This is a genomic window from Paraburkholderia sp., assembly GCF_047605525.1.
In the GTDB taxonomy this organism is placed as follows: Bacteria; Pseudomonadota; Gammaproteobacteria; order Burkholderiales; family Burkholderiaceae; genus Paraburkholderia.
In genome coordinates, this window is sequence record NZ_JASGFN010000007.1 from 152,400 (window position 1) to 170,492 (window position 18,093).

Consider the following 18,093-nt stretch of genomic DNA (forward strand, 5'->3'; position numbering starts at 1 on the left):
GTGGTCAAACATGCAACCAGATTTTTCCGCTTCCACCATCGCCGATGACGGCATCTTCGTGCTGCGGGACGTATCGTTTTCGATCCAGCAGCGGCTGCTCGTGTCGTCGGTGTCCTTGACGTTGCCGGCCCGCCGGGTGGTGGGGCTGATCGGCCATAATGGCTCGGGCAAATCCACCTTGATCAGGATGCTCGCACGGCAGCAGGCGCCGACCGGCGGCGTCATCGAATTCGAAGGCCGGTCGCTGGACGACTGGAGCCTGCGAGCGTTCTCGCGCAAGGTCGCCTATCTGCCGCAATATCCGCCCTCGGCGGCCGGTGTGCTTGTCAAGGAGCTGGTCGCCTTTGGCCGTTATCCGTGGCATGGCGCGCTTGGCCGTTCGGGCCCGGAGGACCGGCGCAAAGTGGCCGAGGCGATGGCGCTCACGGACGTCACGGGTTTCGCGGACCGGCTTGTCGATACGCTTTCGGGAGGCGAGCGTCAACGCGTCTGGCTCGCGATGCTGATCGCTCAGGACGCGGACTATCTGCTGCTCGACGAGCCCATTTCCGCGCTCGACGTCGCGCACCAGGTCGAGGTGCTGTCGCTCGTTCGGCGACTGTCTCACGAGCGGGGGCTCGGCATCGTCGTGGTGCTTCACGACGTCAACATGGCGGCGAGCTATTGCGACGGGATCGTGGCGATGCACGGCGGCGAGATGGTCGCGCAGGGCACGCCCGCCGAGATCATGACCGCGGAGCGCTTGCAGTCCATTTACGGCATTCGCATGGGCGTGATCGCGCACCCCGACACGGGCACCCCCATGAGCTTTGTACGCTGAATACAGCAGCGTAATCCAGACGAAGGTTTCAGATGGCTGACGAAAACGTTGAAAAAATGAAGACGGGCTTCGGCAAGGAATTGCTTTGGCTGCTTGGACCGCTTTGGCCGGTCGCCCTGCTTTCGACGGCGGCGGGTGTCGTCGGTGGCCTGTGCACCGCGTGGCTGCTCGCCGTCATCAACGACGGGCTGCATGCGGCCGGCGTGATCAGCACGAAGGCGATCGTGACTTACGCCGCGCTGTGCGTCGTGACGCTCTCGTGTAATGCCGTCGCCGGAATCGTGAACAGCATGATCGGGCAGAAGGTCGTCGCTGCCCTGCGCAAGGACATATCGGCGCGGATCGTCTGCGCGCCGGTCGACGCCATCGAGCGCTACCGCATCCATCGGTTGCTCTCCACGCTGAACAGCGATGTCGAAACCATTAGTGCGTTCACGTTCAATTTCCCCAGCTATGCGGTCGCGCTGGCAGTGACGATCGGGTGCGTCGTCTACATGATCGGGTTGTCGCCCGTTCTGTTCGTCGTCGCGGCGGTGGCCATCGTCGCGGGTGCGTTGATCAACCAGTACGCGTTGTCGCAGTGGCAGCGGCACTACAAGGGCGTGCGTGCCGCACAGGACGAACTCCAGAAACAGTACCGGGCGATCACGGAAGGCGCGAAGGAGTTACGCATTAACCGGGACCGCCGGTTCAACGTATACGGCGTGCTGCTTTCCGGCGCCGCCGATCAGGTTGCAGACCTGAAAATCCGGGCGATGCGGTTGTTCTACGGCGCCAATGCCACGGGCGCGATGCTGTTCTTCATCGTGATCGGTCTGATCCTGTTGTGCCAGCAGCGTCTGGGCGTGCCGGGCGGGGTCGTCAGCGGCTTCGTGATCGTGCTGCTGTACGTGCGGGGGCCCGTTGAAACCCTGGTGGGCGGCCTGCCGCTGTGGAGCCAGGCGAGCGTGTCGTTCCAGCGCGTCGGCGAGCTGAGCGCGCAGTTTACCAACCGGGAAACGCGCCTGCTCGATAACGCGGTACCCAGGCCCTTGCCCGAAGTCCGCAGCATTGAACTGGCGGGCGCGACGTGGGCTTTTACGCAGTCCGAGGGCCAGGCGCCGTTCCGGATGGGGCCGCTCGACCTGAAGATCGAAGGCGGCGAAACGCTGTTCGTAATCGGCGAGAACGGCAGCGGCAAGACCACCCTGATCAAGCTTCTGCTGGGCTTGTATGTCCCGGATCGCGGCGAGATTCTTCTGAACGGCGAGCCGGTCGGTGCCGACGCAAGGGACGACTACCGGCAGCTTTTCTCGGCCGTGTTTTCCGACTACTACCTGTTCGACGATCTGGTGGTGCGGGATCCGGCATTGCTGGCGCGTGCCGGAACATATCTGGAACAGCTTGAGATCGCGCACAAGGTTCAGATCGCGGACGGCGCGTTTTCGACCATTGATCTGTCGACCGGACAGCGCAAGCGGCTCGCGCTGATTCACGCGATGCTCGAACAACGGCCGATCATGATGTTCGACGAATGGGCCGCCGATCAGGACCCGACCTTCCGGCGTGTGTTCTACACGGAATTCCTGCCCGAGCTGAAACGGCAGGGCAAGACGTTGATCGTGGTGTCGCACGACGACCGGTATTTCAACGTGGCCGACCGGGTGATCCGCCTCGAGGGCGGCAGGATCGTCCAGTCGGCAGCCGGCGCATCGTTCGCCTACGAGAACCGGCCGCGGCGCGCCGGAAGCTGGGCTGCGTCGGTAGCGGATGTCGGGACGCTTCGCACATGAAGCGCGTTGTGTTCGTCGTGATCGTGCCGGGCTGGCGTCACGACCAGGGTGTGATTTGACGCCCGTGAACCTCAATATCTATTTCTTGCTCTCCAACGTCCCGCCCAGATCCATCTCCACTCTCACGACATCGCCGCGATAGATGACATCCGCGTAATAGATAACCACGCCATCCTTGTCATTGAACACGCGTTCCACGCGTGCGACCGGCGACTCCGCGGGCACGCGCAGGAGACGCGCCGTTTCCGCGTCGGCGCTGCCGATGGTGAGCGTTTGGTGGGCTTTCGCAATCGGACATGGTTTCAAGCCCATCAATAGCGGAATGACCATCTGTGTGCGAAAACGCTTTGGCGCTTTAGAAAAAATGCGCTCGTCTACATAAAGCGAAATCACGCAATAGGGCGCGCCGTCAGTCGAATGCACGCGTTTCATGTGCGTATACGCCGGCGCGAGCGTCCCTTGCGCCGAGCCGATTGCAGGCGCGCGGCTGTTCTCGTCGACTGTCAAAAGCTCCGGCGTGGTTTTGCGGTACATCTCCGCGAGGTCCTGCAGAGTCGTCACAACCTGCACGGGCTTCACCGACGGCGCCGCCGCCGACACAAACGTGCCACGCCCGCGCTGCGGCGTGAGCGCGCCTTCGGTCATCAGCAATTGCACGGCCTGGCGCGCGGTGACGCGCGCCACGTCGAATTCATCGGCGATCTGCTCGAGCGTCGGAATCAGTTGGCCTTGCCGCCACACGCCGCGCGTGATGCGGTCACGCAGCGCGTCGGCGATCTGAAGGTAAAGCGGGATAGGGCTTGCCAGCGAGGCACGTGTCATTGTCAGCATGTCTGGACTATGGAGTCTCTACTATAGTGCGTTTGCGGCCGCGGGCGACGAGATCCGCTTCTGCACGAGCGCGGCACCCTTCTCGCCGATCATGATCGCGGCAGCGTTCGTGTTGGTCGAAATCATGCTGGGCATGACCGACGCGTCGATAACGCGCAGCCTGTTCACGCCGCGCACCCGCAGTTCGGCATCGACGACGGACCGATCGTCCGAGCCCATGCGGCAGGTGCCGACCGGATGAAATACCGTGCCGCCTTTCTGCCGCGCGAAGGTCTCGAGCTGGGCATCGGTTTTCAGGCCGGTGCCGGGTAAATATTCGTCGCCGGTGACGAGCGGGCGGAATGTCGGCTGATCGTAGATTTCGCGCAGGAGCTTCAGGCCCGCGACGAGCGTCTTCACGTCCTTCGTCTCACGTAGATAGTGGGCATGGATCAGCGGGGGCGCGAACGGATCGGCGCTGCGCAACCCGACCGTTCCCGCTGATTCCGGCCGGCATTGCGTCGCGGAAGCGGAAAACCCCGAGAAGCCGTGCAACGGATCGCCGGGTTTGTCGACCGACAGCGGCATCACGTTGAAGAGGACATCCGGACGGCCGCGCTCCGCGTGTTCCGTCGCCACCAGCCCGCCCACCTGTCCCGCGCCGACGGTCAGCGGCCCGCGCTTGCCGAACAGCCACTGCGCGCCCATGCCGGCAAGCTTGAGTGGATTGCGCACGTCGTCGTTGAGCGACATGCGTTCCTTCAGCTTGACGATGACGCGTGCCTGATAGTGATCGCGCAGATTGCGGCCGACTTCCGGCGCATGCACGCGCGCCGTGATGCCGTGCTGCCTGAGTTGTGCCGCATCGCCGATGCCGGACAGTTGCAACAGTTGCGGCGATTGCAGCGCGCCCGCTGCAAGCAGCGTTTCGCGCTCGGCGCGGACCTGATGCGTCGCGCCGTCGAGCACGTATTCGACGCCGCACGCATCACTGCCTTCGAAGAGCACGCGCGTGACGTGCACGCCGGTGATCACGGTCAGATTCGAGCGATGACGAACCGGGTGCAGGAAAGCGGTCGCCGCGCTGCAACGCCAGTGGCCGGCAATCGTCAATTGATACGGCCCGAGTCCGTCGTCCTTTTCGCCATTGAAATCCTTCGTGCGCGAAAAGCCTGCCTCTTCGCCCGCGCGCAGCCACGCCTCGCAATAGGGATGATCATTGCGCAGGTCCGACACGCCCAACTCACCCGACGCGCCGTGATAAAGCGTCTCGCCGCCCGCGTATTTCTCCGAGCGCTTGAAGAACGGCAGCACGTCCCGGAACGACCAGCCGTGCGCGCCGAGCGCTTCCCAGTCGTCGTAATCGGCACGTTGACCGCGAATATAGAGCAGGCCGTTGATCGCGCTCGATCCGCCGAGCACGCGTCCGCGCGGCCACACGATCTCGCGCATGCCGGTGGTCGCCTCGGGCTCGACCTTGAACTGCCACGAGAAGCGTGGATCGTAGATGCTGCGGAAATAGCCGACCGGCAGCTTCAACCAGAAATGGCCGTCCTTGCCGCCCGCCTCCAGCAACAGTACGCGGCACGCCGGGTCGGCGGAAAGCCGGTTGGCAAGCACACATCCCGCCGATCCCGCGCCGACGATGACGTAGTCGTAAATCTTCTGATCTTTCCGCATGGCCGTCTCCTGTCCATCAGTGTGAGCCCATGCCGCGTTTGCATCCGGGCTGCATCGAAAGTATTTGCCAGGTTCTAAAGCATGGTAGTACTATAAACCATACTTTATATCTTGAAAATAACTTCGGGAGACAGACAGATGACCGAAACGCGACACGGAGCGTTTCCGCGACTGGACACGTACGGCATGGAGCCGCCGAGCATCGTCAGTGTCGATACGTTCGTATTCCGCGCGCCGATCGCCACGCCGGTGCGTACATCCTTCGGCACCATGCACGACCGTCCCGCCGTGTTCGTGCGCGTGACCGATGCCGACGGCGTCGCAGGCTGGGGCGAAGTCTGGTGCAATTTCCCGTCGGTGGGCGCGGAGCATCGCGCACGGCTCGTCGAATCGATCTTCCGGCCGATGCTCGTCGAGCATCGGGTCGTGCATCCTGTCGATACGTTTCACATGCTCACGCAGCGCACTGAAGTCCTTGCGCTGCAATCCGGCGAAGCGGGGCCGTTCGCGCAGGCTATCGCGGGGATCGATCTGGCGTTGTGGGATCTATGGGCGCGCAGGGCGAAACTGCCCCTGTGGCGCCTGCTTGGCGGTGCTTCCGGCGAAATCGATATCTACGCAAGCGGCCTCAATCCGGTTGGCGCGGAGACGCTGGCGCGAGAAAAACTGGAAGAAGGTTATCGCTCGTTCAAACTGAAGGTCGGCTTCGGGCGTGAGCGCGATCTGCGCAGTCTCGCGAGCTTGCGTGAAATTATCGGCGACGCATGCACGTTGCAGGTCGACGCGAATCAGGCGTGGGATCTGCAAACCGCGATCGAAATGGCTCGCGGATTCGCGCCTTTCGACCTCGGCTGGCTGGAAGAGCCGCTGCGTTGCAATCGTCCCGTCGATGAATGGCGCGCGCTCGTCGAACAATCTCCGGTGCCGATCGCGGGTGGCGAAAACCTCGCGGACGCCGCGACGTTCGCCACCTATGTCGAACAGCGTGCCTATAGCGTCGTACAGCCCGATGCGGCCAAGTGGGGCGGCATTTCCGGCTGCTGGCCGGTGATCCACGCGGTGCGCGCCGCGGGTCTACGTTATTGCCCGCACTACCTGGGCGGCGGCATCGGCCTTCTCGCGTCAGGCCATCTCCTTGCGGCGGCGGGCGGCAACGGCATGCTCGAAGTCGACGCCAATCCGAATCCTCTGCGCACGCTGCTGTGCGGATCGATCGCGACGCCGAAGGACGGACGCGTTTCACTTGGCGACGCGGCGGGCATAGGCATCGTACCGGAGCCCGCGGAACTACGAGCACGAATCACGGAACCCGCCTGACACGACATCACACTTATATATGGAAGGAGACACATCATGGATCGGCTCGTTGTCAAATCACCGCAGGACATAGAGCGCTTTGTGGATGCGCACCCCTCCGACAAACGCACGCTACTGCTTACGCTCGTCGCGCTCGGCGGCATCTTCGTGGATGCCTATGATTTCGCGAGCCTCGGTGTCGGCATCGTGCAATTGCGGCAGGCGTTTCATCTCTCACCGACCGAAGTCGGGCTAATCACCGCGATCATGGCGTTCGGCGCATGCCTCGGCGGCATCGTCGGCGGGCGTTACATCGACCGGATCGGCCGCTTCAAGATTCTCATCATCAACGTGGCGCTACTGGTCGTCGCGGCAATCGGCGCGGCGCTGTCGACCAGCTTCGAGGTGCTGCTCGCGTTCCGTCTGCTGATGGGAGTCGGGGTCGGTCTGGATTTTCCCGTGGCACTGTCGTACGTGGCGGAAATCGTGAACAGGAAGTCGAAGACAGCGAGCGTCGGCTGCTGGCAGGTCATGTGGTATGTCGCGGCCTCGTTCAGCGGACTCGTCATTCTGCCGTTCGACACCTCGGTGTTCGGCGATCATCTGTGGCGTTTCGCGATCGGCTTTGGCGCGATTCCCGCGTTGATTATCCTGCTGGCACGCTACTTCTTCGCCGATGAAAGCCCGCGCTGGGCCGCGCACAATCTGCCGCTCGACCAGGCCGCGAAGATTCTGGAAAAGACCTACAACATCCGCGTTGATCTGCAAGCGTCCAGCCTCAAGGAATCGCACGACGCGAAACAGACTCTCTCCGCGCTCTTCAAGGGCAAGTATCTTCCGCGCACGATCCTCGCGTCGGTCATCTGCATTACTCAGGCGGTCGAGTACTTCTCCGTGGGCTTCAATATTCCGTCGATGTCACAAGCCATTTTCGGAAATTCGATGACCAACGCCATTCTCGGCGCGGTGTGCTTCAACCTGTTCGGCATTGCGGGCGCGGCGCTCGGCGCGAGGTATTCGGGCACCGTCGGCGTACGACGCATGTCGATGCTCGGGTACTGTATCGTAGCGGTGAGCCTGCTGGTCTTCGGCACGATGCACAGCCAACTGAGCCCATATCTGATGGCCGGGTTGCTTGCCTTCATGATCTTCGGTCATTCGATCGGCCCGGGGCAGGGCATGACGCTCGCGACCCTCTCTTACCCCACCGAACTGCGCGGCCTCGGCTCCGGTTGGGGACAAGGCATGGCGCGCGGCGGCAGCATCCTGGGCTTCTTCCTGTTTCCGATCATCACGGCCTCGGCGGGAATGGCGACGACTTTGCTTTATATCGCCGTGGTGCCGGTGATCGGGCTCCTCGTCGCGCTCGCGATTAACTGGGACCCGATCTATGAAGAGAATAGCGCGGTACCGAAAGTGGGCTCGACTTCGCGGACCTGAAAACCACGCTTCCAACGCGGAGTTATGTAAATGGTAGTGGACACAGCGAATCACTGTCTTTTGCCCGCAATCACCATTCAGGCCTGGTCGTTCCATTCCATGCCGATGGTTACATAGACTACATGTTGATGACGGGATGGGAAGAGCCCCCGCACCTGAATAACCTTGTGTACACGCAGCGATCGATTCCGTCCTCGATAGCGCTTTGACGAGTCCACACGATTCAGGAGACACGAATGACTCAACCCCAGGTGGTCACGCTGACCCGTGCAGGGTCGCCTGCCATGCCCCGCAACTGCACTTTCGAATCCCGTGACTGGGAGATTCTCAGCCGTTACTGGCATCCCGTTGCATTCGCGAATGACGTGCGCGACAAGCCGCTGAGCGTCACCTTGCTCGACGAACCGCTCGTCGTTTTTCGTTCGAAAGAACGTATCGTCGCGGCGCGCGACGTGTGTCCACATCGCGGCGCGCCGCTGAGCCGCGGATGGGTCGACAACGGCAATCTCGTTTGTCCTTATCACGGCCTCGAATACGCGGCCAATGGAAAATGCAGCTACATTCCCTCGCAACCCGAGGGCCCGATTCCGGAGCGTCTATGCCTGACGACGTATGCGGTACAGGAGGCCTATGGGCTCGTGTGGGTGTCGCTCGGCGGCGGTGAATGTCCGCTGCCGGATTTCCCGGCCTGGAACACGGACGGATATCAGCAGATCCTGCCGCCCTCGATCGACATCCGCGCATCGGCGGGGCGACAGACGGAAGGCTTCATCGACGTCGCGCATTTCGCGTGGATCCATCACGACAGCTTTGCGGATCGCAGGAATCCGGTTGTTCCGCGCTACTCCGTCGAACGTCGCCCAAACGGTCTGCGTGCGGAATACGCGAGCACGGTGAGCAACTTTCCGAAGCCGATGCAACATCGCGCGCCGGAAGGTTTCCTGTGGCGCCGGGTATTCGAGGTCGATGTGCCGTTCTTCGCGCGGCTGACCGTCCACTTTCCCGGCAATGGTCGCCTCGCGATCCTCAATGCAGCGAGCCCGGTGTCCGCGCGGCTCACGCGTCTCTTCGTTCCGATAGCGCGCAATTTCGACAGGGACTTGCCACTTGACGACGTCTACGCGTTCAACCGTCAGGTATTCGAGGAAGACCGGGCAATCGTCGAGTTGCAGTGTCCCGAGGAACTGCCGGTCGACCGTTCACTCGAAGCGCCGATTCTCGCTGACCGCTCGTCCGGTGCATACCGCCGCGCACTCGCGGAGATCGGACTGGGCCAGGCATATGTCCGTTAGTGCACACCGGGAGACGAAGCAATGAAGATCTGGGAATGCGTTATCTGCGGGTTTCGCTATGACGAGGCCAAAGGGTTGCCCGACGAGGGCATTGCGCCCGGCACACGCTGGGAGGATGTGCCCGACGACTGGATGTGCCCGGACTGCGCGACGGGCAAGCACGACTTCGAAATGCAGCTGGTGACGGCATGACGCGGCCCGTTCTCCCGGCGACTCAAACGGATCCCGTCGTGATCGTCGGCACGGGCCTTGGTGGCTATACAGTGGCGCGCGAACTGCGCAAGTTCGACCCGCAAACGCCTGTTATCGTCGTGAGCCGCGACGACGGCAGCTTCTATTCGAAGCCCGCGCTATCGAATGCACTCGCGATGAAGAGGGCGCCGCATGACCTCGCGAGTTTCGACGCGGAAGAAATGGCCGCGCAACTGGGCGCGCGTGTCTGGACCCATCGCCACGTCGAGCGGATCGTGCCGGATGAGCACGTGATCGTAGTCGACGGACAGAGGCAGCCGTACCGCGCGCTGGTGCTTGCGACCGGCGCGGATCCGCGGCGCGTTCCGGTAGAAGGCGACGGCGCGTGTGACGTGCGCTCCATCAACGACCTCGGCGACTACATCCGCTTTCGCGAGGCGCTCGCGTCGTGCCGTTCGGTGGCCATCCTCGGTGCCGGCCTGATCGGCTGTGAGTTTGCCAACGATCTGGTCGCAGCCGGCCACGCCGTATCCCTGATCGACCCGGCCGGCGTGCCACTCTCGCGGCTGCTGCCGGCCGAGGCGGGAGCCGTGTTTTCCCGTGCATTGTCCGACGCTGGCGTGGACGTGCGGCTGGGTTGCGGCGTAACGGCTGTTTCGCGGCGTGAGCCGGGTTACCTGCTGACGCTGACCGATGGCAACGTGCTCGATGCCGATATCGTCGTCTCGGCGACTGGCCTTGTGCCGAGAACGGCGCTGGCTAAAGAGGCCGGGCTGCGGGTTGAAGCTGGCATCAGCACGGACGCATGGTGCCGCACCAGTGCGCCAGATATCTATGCGCTCGGTGATTGCGCGGCAATCGAGGGACGCGTCCAGCCCTACGTCTTGCCGATCATGCACGCTGCGCGAGCGCTCGCCCGCACGCTATGCGGGACGCCCACTCGCGTCGATTTCCCGGTGATGCCGGTCGTCGTCAAGACGCCCGCTGTGCCGGCCGTTGTCGTCGCGCCTCTGTTGCCGGACGGACGCGGGATGGTCGAGGCACCTTTGCAGGACCCGCCTCACGCGGTACGCGCCGTCTGTGAAGACGTCGTGACGAGGCGCGTGACCGGCTTTGCCCTGCTCGGCGCCGCCACCGCGGAAAAGGCTGCTTTGCTGAAGCAGATGACGAGTAGCGGGTACGACCAGGAACGCGCGGTGTCGTGACTACCGGATGTGGTTCGCGCGCATCCGGCGACGGGCCGCCGCCACTGACCGGGCGCCTGTTGCGTTCCGGCGTTCACGATTTATCAATGCATCGGAACGCCGGTATTCAGTGCAAGTCCTTTCGCGACATCGGCCACGAGACGCCGCAACCATATTGCCGCCGCGCTGCGATGCGTGCGGTCGTGCCAGAGTTGGTAATACGTGAGTGCCCGAGGCTCGCCGGGAATGGGCTCGATTCTGAGCGGAAGCAGATTGCAATAGTGCGCGGCCAGCGCTCGCGTGGTCGTAAACAGCAGATTCGAGCGCAATAGCACGTATGGCGCCATGCCGAAGTACGGCAAGGTGGTCATCACATTCCTCACCAGACCATTGCGTGCGAGTTCGATATCGATCGTGCCGAGCCCCGGTGCGTTGTGCGTGGTGACGGCCAGGTGTCCAGCTTCCTGATAGACCTCCCGGCTCAGCTTGCCGGGTTTGACTGGATGCTGCGCGCGTAGCAGACAGACGAGATCGTCCTTGCACAACGGCTGGAGGCGCAGATGCTCGGGCGGTGTGCGCCAGTTCCCGATCACGAGATCGAGCGCGCCACTTTCCAGGCCGTGCTCATAGCCTCCGTCTACCGTCATCAGATGCTGGAATTCGATACGCGCGCGGCGCCTGAGTATGGAAAGCATCCACGACCGCGGGCAGGAAGAACACATCCAGATAGTCGGGGGAGCCGATGTGAAAGGTCCTGCGCGTCGTGGACGGATCGAAAGCCGTAGTGGGATGGAGCACCGCGGCGATGCCCGCAAGCGCCTGCGCGGTCGGCTCGATCAGCGTGAGAGCATGGCTGGTGGGAACCATGTGGCTGCCGCTGCGCACCAGCAGTGGATCGCCCGTCATTGCGCGCAGCTTGCGCAGCGCGACGCTGATCGTCGGCTGCGACTGGCCGACCAATGCGGCCGTCCGCGAAACGCTTGCCTCGGTGATCAAGGTGTGAAGGACCTTGAGCAGGTAGGAGTCGATAACTTCCCTGGACATACGAACCGCCGTTGTTTTACACCGTGTATAGCTGTATACGGGCCGATATGGCGGTATGTCAATTCAGGAGATCTGCGGGGTCATGCGTGCTCGCCCAGTCACGCCGGGTTTATAACGGGACGAACATCGGGACTATGTGCCGCGGCGCATGCCGGACCTGCACTGCGTCCCGCATCCCGTCAGGAACCGTCAGTCGTGTTGCTGCCCGGAATCGGGCCGATGCGGCGTCAGAGGGTGAGTACGCGGGCTTCGATGCGCGCAAGGCGTTTGATATGGCGCGGCGCGGGAACGAGATCGGCACGGGAGAAAAGAACGGGGCCGCCGCTGTCGGCGTCGAGCACTGTACCGCCGCACTCGTAGGCGACGATGACCTGCTCGCCGACTGGCGAGTTGAACAGTTCGTGCCATGAAAACGTCACGAAGTAGCCGTCGTGTCCCACCGCGAGGAAAACCATGCGCTTGAAGTCGCCGTGCACGTCGTTACGCAGACCGGCCTGACGAAGCAGTTCGGTCAGGCGCACGCCACGATAGGGCGCAACGGTGCGGATGAACCGCTGCGTGGTATAGCAGCGCAGCTCGAATGGGGCGCACGTCACGCCTGGATAGTGCCGAAGCGCATCGAACGGGAGTGCCATCGGACGCTCAACGCTGCCGGTGATATGGAGCGTTTCTGTCTGCCCGATGGTTGCGGGCGGAGCAGTGGTATGCACGATGTCCATCTTCGGGTCTCCGGGCCAGATCCTGCTGGTAAGCGGGGCGATGTAGTCTTGCGTATATTACGGCGACAATCGCTATGAGGCCACCCCGACCCGGCGCATATCGATCATGTCGTGGCGTGTATAGCTCCGCCGGTGCGCAACCGCCTTCTACCGTGCAGCGGTCTTGAACAGTACCGGATCGCCGCGATAGATATCAGGGAACATCCGCTTCAGATCGGCGATTTTCGGCAGATCGTTAATTTCGATGTACGGGTAGTCGGGATGGAGTGCGAGAAAATTCTGATGATAATTTTCCGCCGGATAGAATCCCGTGGCGTTTTCCACACGCGTGACCACCGGTGCGGAAAACACTTGCGCCCTGCCGATCTGCGCAATGTACGCCTGCGCGACCCTGCGCTGCCCGGCGTTCAGCGGAAACACGGCCGAGCGATACTGCGTGCCGTGGTCCGGCCCCTGGTAGTTCAGCTCGGTCGGGTTATGCGCCACCGAGAAAAAGATTTGCAGCAAACGCCCGTAGGTGATTTGCGTCGGGTCGTAGGTGATCTGAACCGATTCCGCATGACCGGTATTGCCTTCGCTCACTGTTTCGTATTGAGCGGTGTCAGCCGCGCCACCGGTATAGCCCGCGGCGACCTGTTGCACGCCGCGCACGTGTTCGAATACGCCCTGCACGCCCCAAAAACAGCCGCCCGCAAATAGGGCGGTCTCGCTATGGTTCGCCGTCGCTTTTTCGTCCTGGGCCGGTGGCGGAATTCTCGTCGCCGGTTCGGCGGAGTTCGCCATCCGCTGCGCTGCGATCGCCCCAACGGCGAGCGCAACGATACCCGCGAGTCTGGCGATGGAAGAGCGCTTCCACGGGGAAGCGTGGGTAGTCGCTGTTTTGCTCACGATGGTCAGCCCCTTTGAATGTGATGCGTATATCGGATGTCGAGGTGTCCCGTCGTGGCTTAGCCGAATGTGAACGAATAGGCTTCGACGCCGGGGTCCAGAAACTGGATCGAAAACGTATGGTCCTTGATATCGCCGGTCTGGCGCACCAGTTGATAGAGCCGTTGCTCCGTTACCGTGCCCATGCCGTCGGCGCCGATATCGCTGCCGTGCGCATTGCCCGGCGCGGCGCCGTCGATGCTGACGCGAAACCGCACGGGCTTGCCGTCCTTGTCCGGGCCCAGCACCAGATGCAGGTCGCGAGCGTGGAAGCGGTAGACAATCTGTCCGGACGGGGCCGCGAGCGTAGCGTGCTCGGCGCCGACGCGCCACTTGCCCACGAGTCCCCAGTCATTCAGCGCGGGCCGCACAGGCGCGGTGTACGTAGACGGCTTGTCCTCGGTTTCTCCGCCCGGCGAGGCGAAGTTCTCGGCGCGCGCGTAGCCGATATAAGTCTCCGGCGACTGCATGTCGTCATTGTCGGCGGCCGCAAGCACGCCTTTCGCGCGACCGCCGGGCAAGCCGGTCGCGATCTTTGCGGCGTCCACGTGGCCCGCTTCCGTCAGCAGTTGCTGGATCACCTTCTCCGACTGCGCGTAGTCGCCTTCACCGAAGTGGTGGTAACGGATGCGACCCTGCGCGTCCACGAAGTAGTGTGCCGGCCAGTACTGGTTGTTCAGCGTGCGCCAGATCGCGTAGTTGTTGTCGATCGCCACCGGATAGTCGATGCCGAGGTCGTGCGTCGCTTTCTTCACATTGTCGATATTGCGTTCGAACGCGAATTCCGGCGCGTGCACGCCGATGACGACGAGCCCCTGATCCTTGTATTTGTCCGCCCACGCTTTCACGTAGGGCAGCGACCGCAGGCAGTTGATACACGAGTAGGTCCAGAAATCGACCAGCACCACCTTGCCGCGCAGACCCTGGACGCTGAGCGGCGGCGAGTTGAGCCACTGAACCGCACCGTTCAGCGACGGCAGCACGCCTTCGACCGGCAGAGGCGGCGCATCCCCGGACGCGCTTTGCGATGCATGCATCATGGCGCCCGACGAAGCCACCATCGCGCCGCCCAGGCCGGCCGTGCCCGAGGCCGCGGCAGTTGAGTCGACGGAACCCGCGGCGGTCTTCGCCGCCATCATGACGCCACCGTTCGCGATGTTGCTCGCCGTATCGGCCGGCTTCGCGCCGGGCGACAAACGATCGACGAGCTTCTGTTCGATACCGCCCGTCGCAACCGTCGAGACCCGTGCAAGTACGCCTGTGTCGAGGCCGAAAGCAATCGCCACCACGCCACCCAGCATCGCCGCGCCGATGCCGCGGCGGATCCACTCGCCGGCTCCAAGCGAACGTTTCATCGCCGCGAACACCCGGCCACCGATCAACAATGCCACCGCGAGGGAGGTCGCCGCGCCGGCCGCATAGGCAATCAGCAGCAGCGTCGTGCCGACACTCGCGCCTCGCAGCGCGGCGCCGGTCAGCACCAATCCCAGAATGGGACCGGCGCACGGAGCCCACAGCAGGCCGGTCGCAATGCCGAGCAGAAATGATGAGCCTACGCGCACCGGGTGGCCGTCGGCCTGCGCAAGATTCGTGAGCCGGTTGCCGGCACTCACCAACGGCTGCATCAAATGATCGCCAAAGCGCGGAAACAGCAGCGTCAACCCGAATACGGCGAGCAACGCGATGGCCAACCAGCGGCCGTACTGGTTGGCCTGCGTGACCCAGCCGCCGCCAATCGCGGCAAGCGTTGCCACGACGGCGAACGTCAGCGCCATGCCGGCGAGCAGGGGCAGCCCGCTGCGAACGAAGGGCTGATCGGCACGGGCGAAAACGAACGGCAGCACCGGCAGGATGCACGGGCTGAGGATCGTCAGAACACCACCGAGGTAGGCGAGAACGATGAGCAACATGGCTGTTCCAGGCGTTGGTTTAACGGTTTATCGGGGACGTCGGGGCTCAGGTCGCCGTCGGCGTAAAGTTCATGGCGACGCCGTTCATGCAGTAGCGCAGGCCGGTGGGCCTGGGGCCGTCGTCAAAGACGTGCCCGAGATGACCGCCGCAGCGCGAGCAATGCACCTCCGTGCGCGACATGCCGAATGAACGGTCTTCACGAGTCGCGACCGCGTGGTCGAGCGGCGCCCAGAAGCTTGGCCAGCCCGTATGGCTGTCGAACTTCGTGCTCGACGAAAAGAGGTCGAGCCGGCAGCCGGCGCAGGCGAACACGCCCGCCCGGTGCTCGTCGTTCAGCGGGCTGGTATAAGGCCGCTCGGTGCCTTCCTTGCGCAGAACGGCGTACTGTGACGGCGTCAGCAACTGGTGCCATTGCGCGTCCGTGCGCACGAATTCGAAGCTTTCGGCTGGCTTGCCGGTATCTGTCGGCGCGGCGGCCAGCGAGCGCCAGCGGCTCGCGGCAGCCAGCGCCGCCACGGCCGCGGCGCCTGAAAACACAAAGCGTCTGCGACTTTGCATGATGTGCTCCTTAAGGCCAGATCTGCTGAACGTGGCGTTATCCTATGGCGCGAGCAGTATCGAAGTCCTCACGAAAAGTTAAATTAAATGTGATAACTCGCTGCCCGGAAATTTTGCACAATGACGCAACGGTCGCTTTCCGGTGTCGGTTCCGGCAACTTCTCTCAACCGCTGCAGACTCACACGCTCCATGGATCATCCAAAGCGCATCCTGATCGTCGAAGACGATGTAGACATCGCCAACGTGCTGACCCTGCATCTGCGGGACGAACGCTACGAGGTCGTGCACAGCGCCGACGGCAACGAAGGCCTGCGGTTGCTGGAGCAGGGCGGTTGGGACGCGCTGATCCTCGATTTGATGCTGCCCGGTGTCGACGGACTGGAGATTTGCCGGCGCGCCCGTGCGATGACGCGTTACACGCCGATCATCATCACCAGCGCCCGGTCCAGCGAGGTCCACCGGATTCTCGGCCTGGAACTCGGCGCCGACGACTACCTCGCGAAACCGTTCTCCGTGCTGGAACTGGTCGCGCGCGTCAAGGCACTGTTGCGACGCGTCGAAGCGATGGCAAAAGATTCGCGGATCGACGCCGGTATCCTCCAGATCGCCGGCCTCACCGTCGATCCGCTGACACGCGAGGCCAGCGTCGACGGCCGGCCGATTGAACTGACGCCGCGCGAATTCGATCTGTTGTACTTTTTCGCGCAGCAGCCAGGCAAGGTGTTTTCGCGGATGGCTCTGCTCAACGCGGTATGGGGCTACCAGCACGAAGGATACGAACATACCGTCAACACGCACATCAACCGGTTGCGGGCGAAGATCGAAGCCGATCCGGCGCAGCCCACACGGATACTGACCGTGTGGGGGCGCGGATACAAGCTGGCCGTGCCGTCCGACGACGCGTCGGCGCAGGGAACCTCAACGGCGGATGCGCGATGAAGCTCACGCTCACCCAACGCCTTTCAATCGTGTTTTCCGCGCTGCTGCTCGCGTGCTGCGGCGCGTCGGCGTGGCTGCAGATCCGCTCCAGCGACCTGCATGACAAGGTCGTGATACAGGGCCTGTCGCGCGACCTCGCGGCTCACATCGCGCGCAGCGCCTCGCTGATGGACGCGCAGGGCCTGCGGCCCGATGCCGTGCGGCAACTGTTCGGCGAGTTGATGGTGGTCAATCCGAGCGTCGAGGTGTATCTGCTCGACAGTCATGGTCGCATCCGAGGCGACGACGCGCCCGCTGGACATGTGAAGCGCGAGCAGGTGGACCTGGCGCCCATTCGCCGCTTTATCGCGGGCGACGCATTGCCCATTCTGGGCGACGACCCGCGCAGCACCGACGGGCGCAAGGTGTTCAGCGCCGCGCCATTGCGGGCAGATGGGCAAACGCCATCTGGCTACATCTACGTCGTGCTGCTCGGCGAGGCACACGATGCGCTCGCCGAGCGCGTGGACGCCAGTTCGGTATTGCGCACCACGCTGTGGTACATGGCACTCGTGGCGTTGCTCGGATTACTCGCGGGTCTGATGGCATTTGGACTCATCACGCGTCCCTTGCGGCGGCTATCGGCTGCGATGCTTCGTTTCGACGCCAACGGCGAACCGGATACCCAGCCACAGGTGCCGTGCTCCTCTTCGGCGGGAGCCCGTGATGAACTCGCCATACTGGAGACCACCTTCGCACAGATGGCCGCGCGCATCGGTGAACAGTGGCGCGCGCTTATCAGGCAGGACCAGCAGCGGCGCGAATTGCTGGCCAATATTTCACACGACCTGCGCACGCCGCTGACGTCGCTGCACGGCTACCTCGAAACGCTATCGCTAAAGGCCGACACGCTCGACGAAACGGAGCGCAAACGCTATCTGGCAATCGCCATCGCGCAAAGCGCCAAGGTTGGGCGGCTGGCCCAGGCGCTCTTCGAGCTGGCCAGGCTGGAACATGCCGACGTACAACCGGCATGGGAAGAGTTCTCGCTGGTCGATCTGCTGCAGGACGTGTTCCAGAAATTCGAGTTGCCGGCCGAAGCGCGCCACATCCAACTGCGCGCAGGTGTTCCGCGGCGTCTGCCGACGGTATGCGCCGACCTCGGAATGATCGAGCGCGTGCTGACCAATCTGCTCGACAACGCGATTCGTCATACGCCTGCCGAAGGCACGGTTCGCGTCGATCTCGCGTATCGCGACGACAAGGTTTCGGTGACAGTCACCGACACGGGGCCGGGCGTTCCGCCGAACCTGCGCGATGGGCTATTCGAGCGTCCTTCTGGTTCGGGCGGCACACACCGTGGCGGGTTTGGCCTGCTGATCGTGCAGCGTATGTTGCAGTTGCATCATACGCAGATCCGTCTGATCGAACACGAAGGTACGGGGGCGATATTTTGCTTCGAGCTTCGTGCGAGCCGCGGCTCCAGCGCAGCCGCCGCCTGATGAACTTTTGCGCGGGAGTAGCACGGT

Annotated in this window: 17 protein-coding genes; 9 read left to right on the top strand and 8 right to left on the bottom strand. The window is 63.2% G+C overall.

Annotated features, from left to right (window positions below; translation table 11 throughout):
* Nucleotides 1–10: 10 nt before the first annotated feature.
* Nucleotides 11–820 (top strand): ATP-binding cassette domain-containing protein, encoded by an 810-nt coding sequence (locus tag QM685_RS12440; protein ID WP_415116230.1) that lies wholly within the window; start codon nucleotides 11–13, stop codon nucleotides 818–820.
* A 32-nt stretch (nucleotides 821–852) separates the two neighbouring features.
* Complete coding sequence (locus QM685_RS12445) at nucleotides 853–2,592, top strand: cyclic peptide export ABC transporter (protein WP_415116232.1); 1,740 nt, start codon at nucleotides 853–855, stop codon at nucleotides 2,590–2,592.
* 78 nt (nucleotides 2,593–2,670) lie between these two features.
* Here the strand turns inward: QM685_RS12445 and QM685_RS12450 are convergent, their stop codons facing one another.
* Both QM685_RS12450 and QM685_RS12455 read right to left on the bottom strand, forming a co-directional pair.
* Nucleotides 2,671–3,423: a GntR family transcriptional regulator gene (locus QM685_RS12450; protein WP_415116234.1), complete on the bottom strand. Its 753-nt coding sequence runs from the start codon at nucleotides 3,421–3,423 to the stop codon at nucleotides 2,671–2,673.
* A 21-nt stretch (nucleotides 3,424–3,444) separates the two neighbouring features.
* Nucleotides 3,445–5,082 (bottom strand): GMC family oxidoreductase, encoded by a 1,638-nt coding sequence (locus QM685_RS12455; RefSeq protein WP_415116236.1) that lies wholly within the window; start codon nucleotides 5,080–5,082, stop codon nucleotides 3,445–3,447.
* Nucleotides 5,083–5,220: 138 nt separating this feature from the next.
* Here QM685_RS12455 and QM685_RS12460 point away from each other — a divergent pair, with 138 nt between their 5' ends.
* The 5 genes from QM685_RS12460 (at nucleotide 5,221) to QM685_RS12480 (ending at nucleotide 10,507) form a co-directional block, all read left to right on the top strand.
* Nucleotides 5,221–6,399 (top strand): mandelate racemase/muconate lactonizing enzyme family protein, encoded by a 1,179-nt coding sequence (locus tag QM685_RS12460; protein WP_415116238.1) that lies wholly within the window; start codon nucleotides 5,221–5,223, stop codon nucleotides 6,397–6,399.
* A 36-nt stretch (nucleotides 6,400–6,435) separates the two neighbouring features.
* On the top strand, nucleotides 6,436–7,818 hold the full coding sequence (locus QM685_RS12465) for an MFS transporter (protein WP_415116240.1): 1,383 nt from the start codon (nucleotides 6,436–6,438) through the stop codon (nucleotides 7,816–7,818).
* Nucleotides 7,819–8,054: 236 nt separating this feature from the next.
* Complete coding sequence (locus QM685_RS12470; protein WP_415116242.1) at nucleotides 8,055–9,110, top strand: Rieske 2Fe-2S domain-containing protein; 1,056 nt, start codon at nucleotides 8,055–8,057, stop codon at nucleotides 9,108–9,110.
* 21 nt (nucleotides 9,111–9,131) lie between these two features.
* Nucleotides 9,132–9,302: a rubredoxin gene (locus QM685_RS12475; protein ID WP_415116244.1), complete on the top strand. Its 171-nt coding sequence runs from the start codon at nucleotides 9,132–9,134 to the stop codon at nucleotides 9,300–9,302.
* Nucleotides 9,299–10,507, top strand: a complete 1,209-nt coding sequence (locus tag QM685_RS12480) for an NAD(P)/FAD-dependent oxidoreductase (RefSeq protein WP_415116246.1) — start codon at nucleotides 9,299–9,301, stop codon at nucleotides 10,505–10,507. The genes QM685_RS12475 and QM685_RS12480 overlap by 4 nt, the downstream gene beginning before the upstream one ends.
* Before the next feature lie 83 nt (nucleotides 10,508–10,590).
* Here the strand turns inward: QM685_RS12480 and QM685_RS12485 are convergent, their stop codons facing one another.
* The 6 genes from QM685_RS12485 to msrB all read right to left on the bottom strand — a co-directional run bounded on the left by QM685_RS12485 (nucleotide 10,591) and on the right by msrB (nucleotide 15,645).
* Nucleotides 10,591–11,133 carry a LysR substrate-binding domain-containing protein gene (locus QM685_RS12485; protein WP_415116248.1) on the bottom strand — a complete coding sequence of 181 codons (543 nt, stop codon included), beginning with the start codon at nucleotides 11,131–11,133 and terminating at the stop codon, nucleotides 10,591–10,593.
* Complete coding sequence (locus QM685_RS12490; RefSeq protein WP_415116250.1) at nucleotides 11,111–11,530, bottom strand: LysR family transcriptional regulator; 420 nt, start codon at nucleotides 11,528–11,530, stop codon at nucleotides 11,111–11,113. The genes QM685_RS12485 and QM685_RS12490 overlap by 23 nt, the downstream gene beginning before the upstream one ends.
* Before the next feature lie 227 nt (nucleotides 11,531–11,757).
* Complete coding sequence (locus tag QM685_RS12495; RefSeq protein ID WP_415116252.1) at nucleotides 11,758–12,249, bottom strand: molybdopterin-dependent oxidoreductase; 492 nt, start codon at nucleotides 12,247–12,249, stop codon at nucleotides 11,758–11,760.
* Between the two features lie 147 nt (nucleotides 12,250–12,396).
* Nucleotides 12,397–13,137: a peptide-methionine (S)-S-oxide reductase MsrA gene (msrA, locus tag QM685_RS12500; RefSeq protein WP_415116254.1), complete on the bottom strand. Its 741-nt coding sequence runs from the start codon at nucleotides 13,135–13,137 to the stop codon at nucleotides 12,397–12,399.
* Nucleotides 13,138–13,196: 59 nt separating this feature from the next.
* Nucleotides 13,197–15,086 (bottom strand): cytochrome c biogenesis protein CcdA, encoded by a 1,890-nt coding sequence (locus QM685_RS12505; protein WP_415116256.1) that lies wholly within the window; start codon nucleotides 15,084–15,086, stop codon nucleotides 13,197–13,199.
* A 46-nt stretch (nucleotides 15,087–15,132) separates the two neighbouring features.
* Entirely contained in the window at nucleotides 15,133–15,645 is a 513-nt protein-coding gene (msrB, locus tag QM685_RS12510; RefSeq protein ID WP_415116258.1) for a peptide-methionine (R)-S-oxide reductase MsrB, read from the bottom strand.
* Nucleotides 15,646–15,835: 190 nt separating this feature from the next.
* Between msrB and QM685_RS12515 the strand changes: the two genes are divergently transcribed.
* Both QM685_RS12515 and QM685_RS12520 read left to right on the top strand, forming a co-directional pair.
* On the top strand, nucleotides 15,836–16,585 hold the full coding sequence (locus QM685_RS12515; protein WP_415116260.1) for a response regulator transcription factor: 750 nt from the start codon (nucleotides 15,836–15,838) through the stop codon (nucleotides 16,583–16,585).
* On the top strand, nucleotides 16,582–18,066 hold the full coding sequence (locus QM685_RS12520) for an ATP-binding protein (protein ID WP_415116262.1): 1,485 nt from the start codon (nucleotides 16,582–16,584) through the stop codon (nucleotides 18,064–18,066). Before QM685_RS12515 ends, QM685_RS12520 begins: the two co-directional genes overlap by 4 nt.
* Nucleotides 18,067–18,093: the final 27 nt, after the last annotated feature.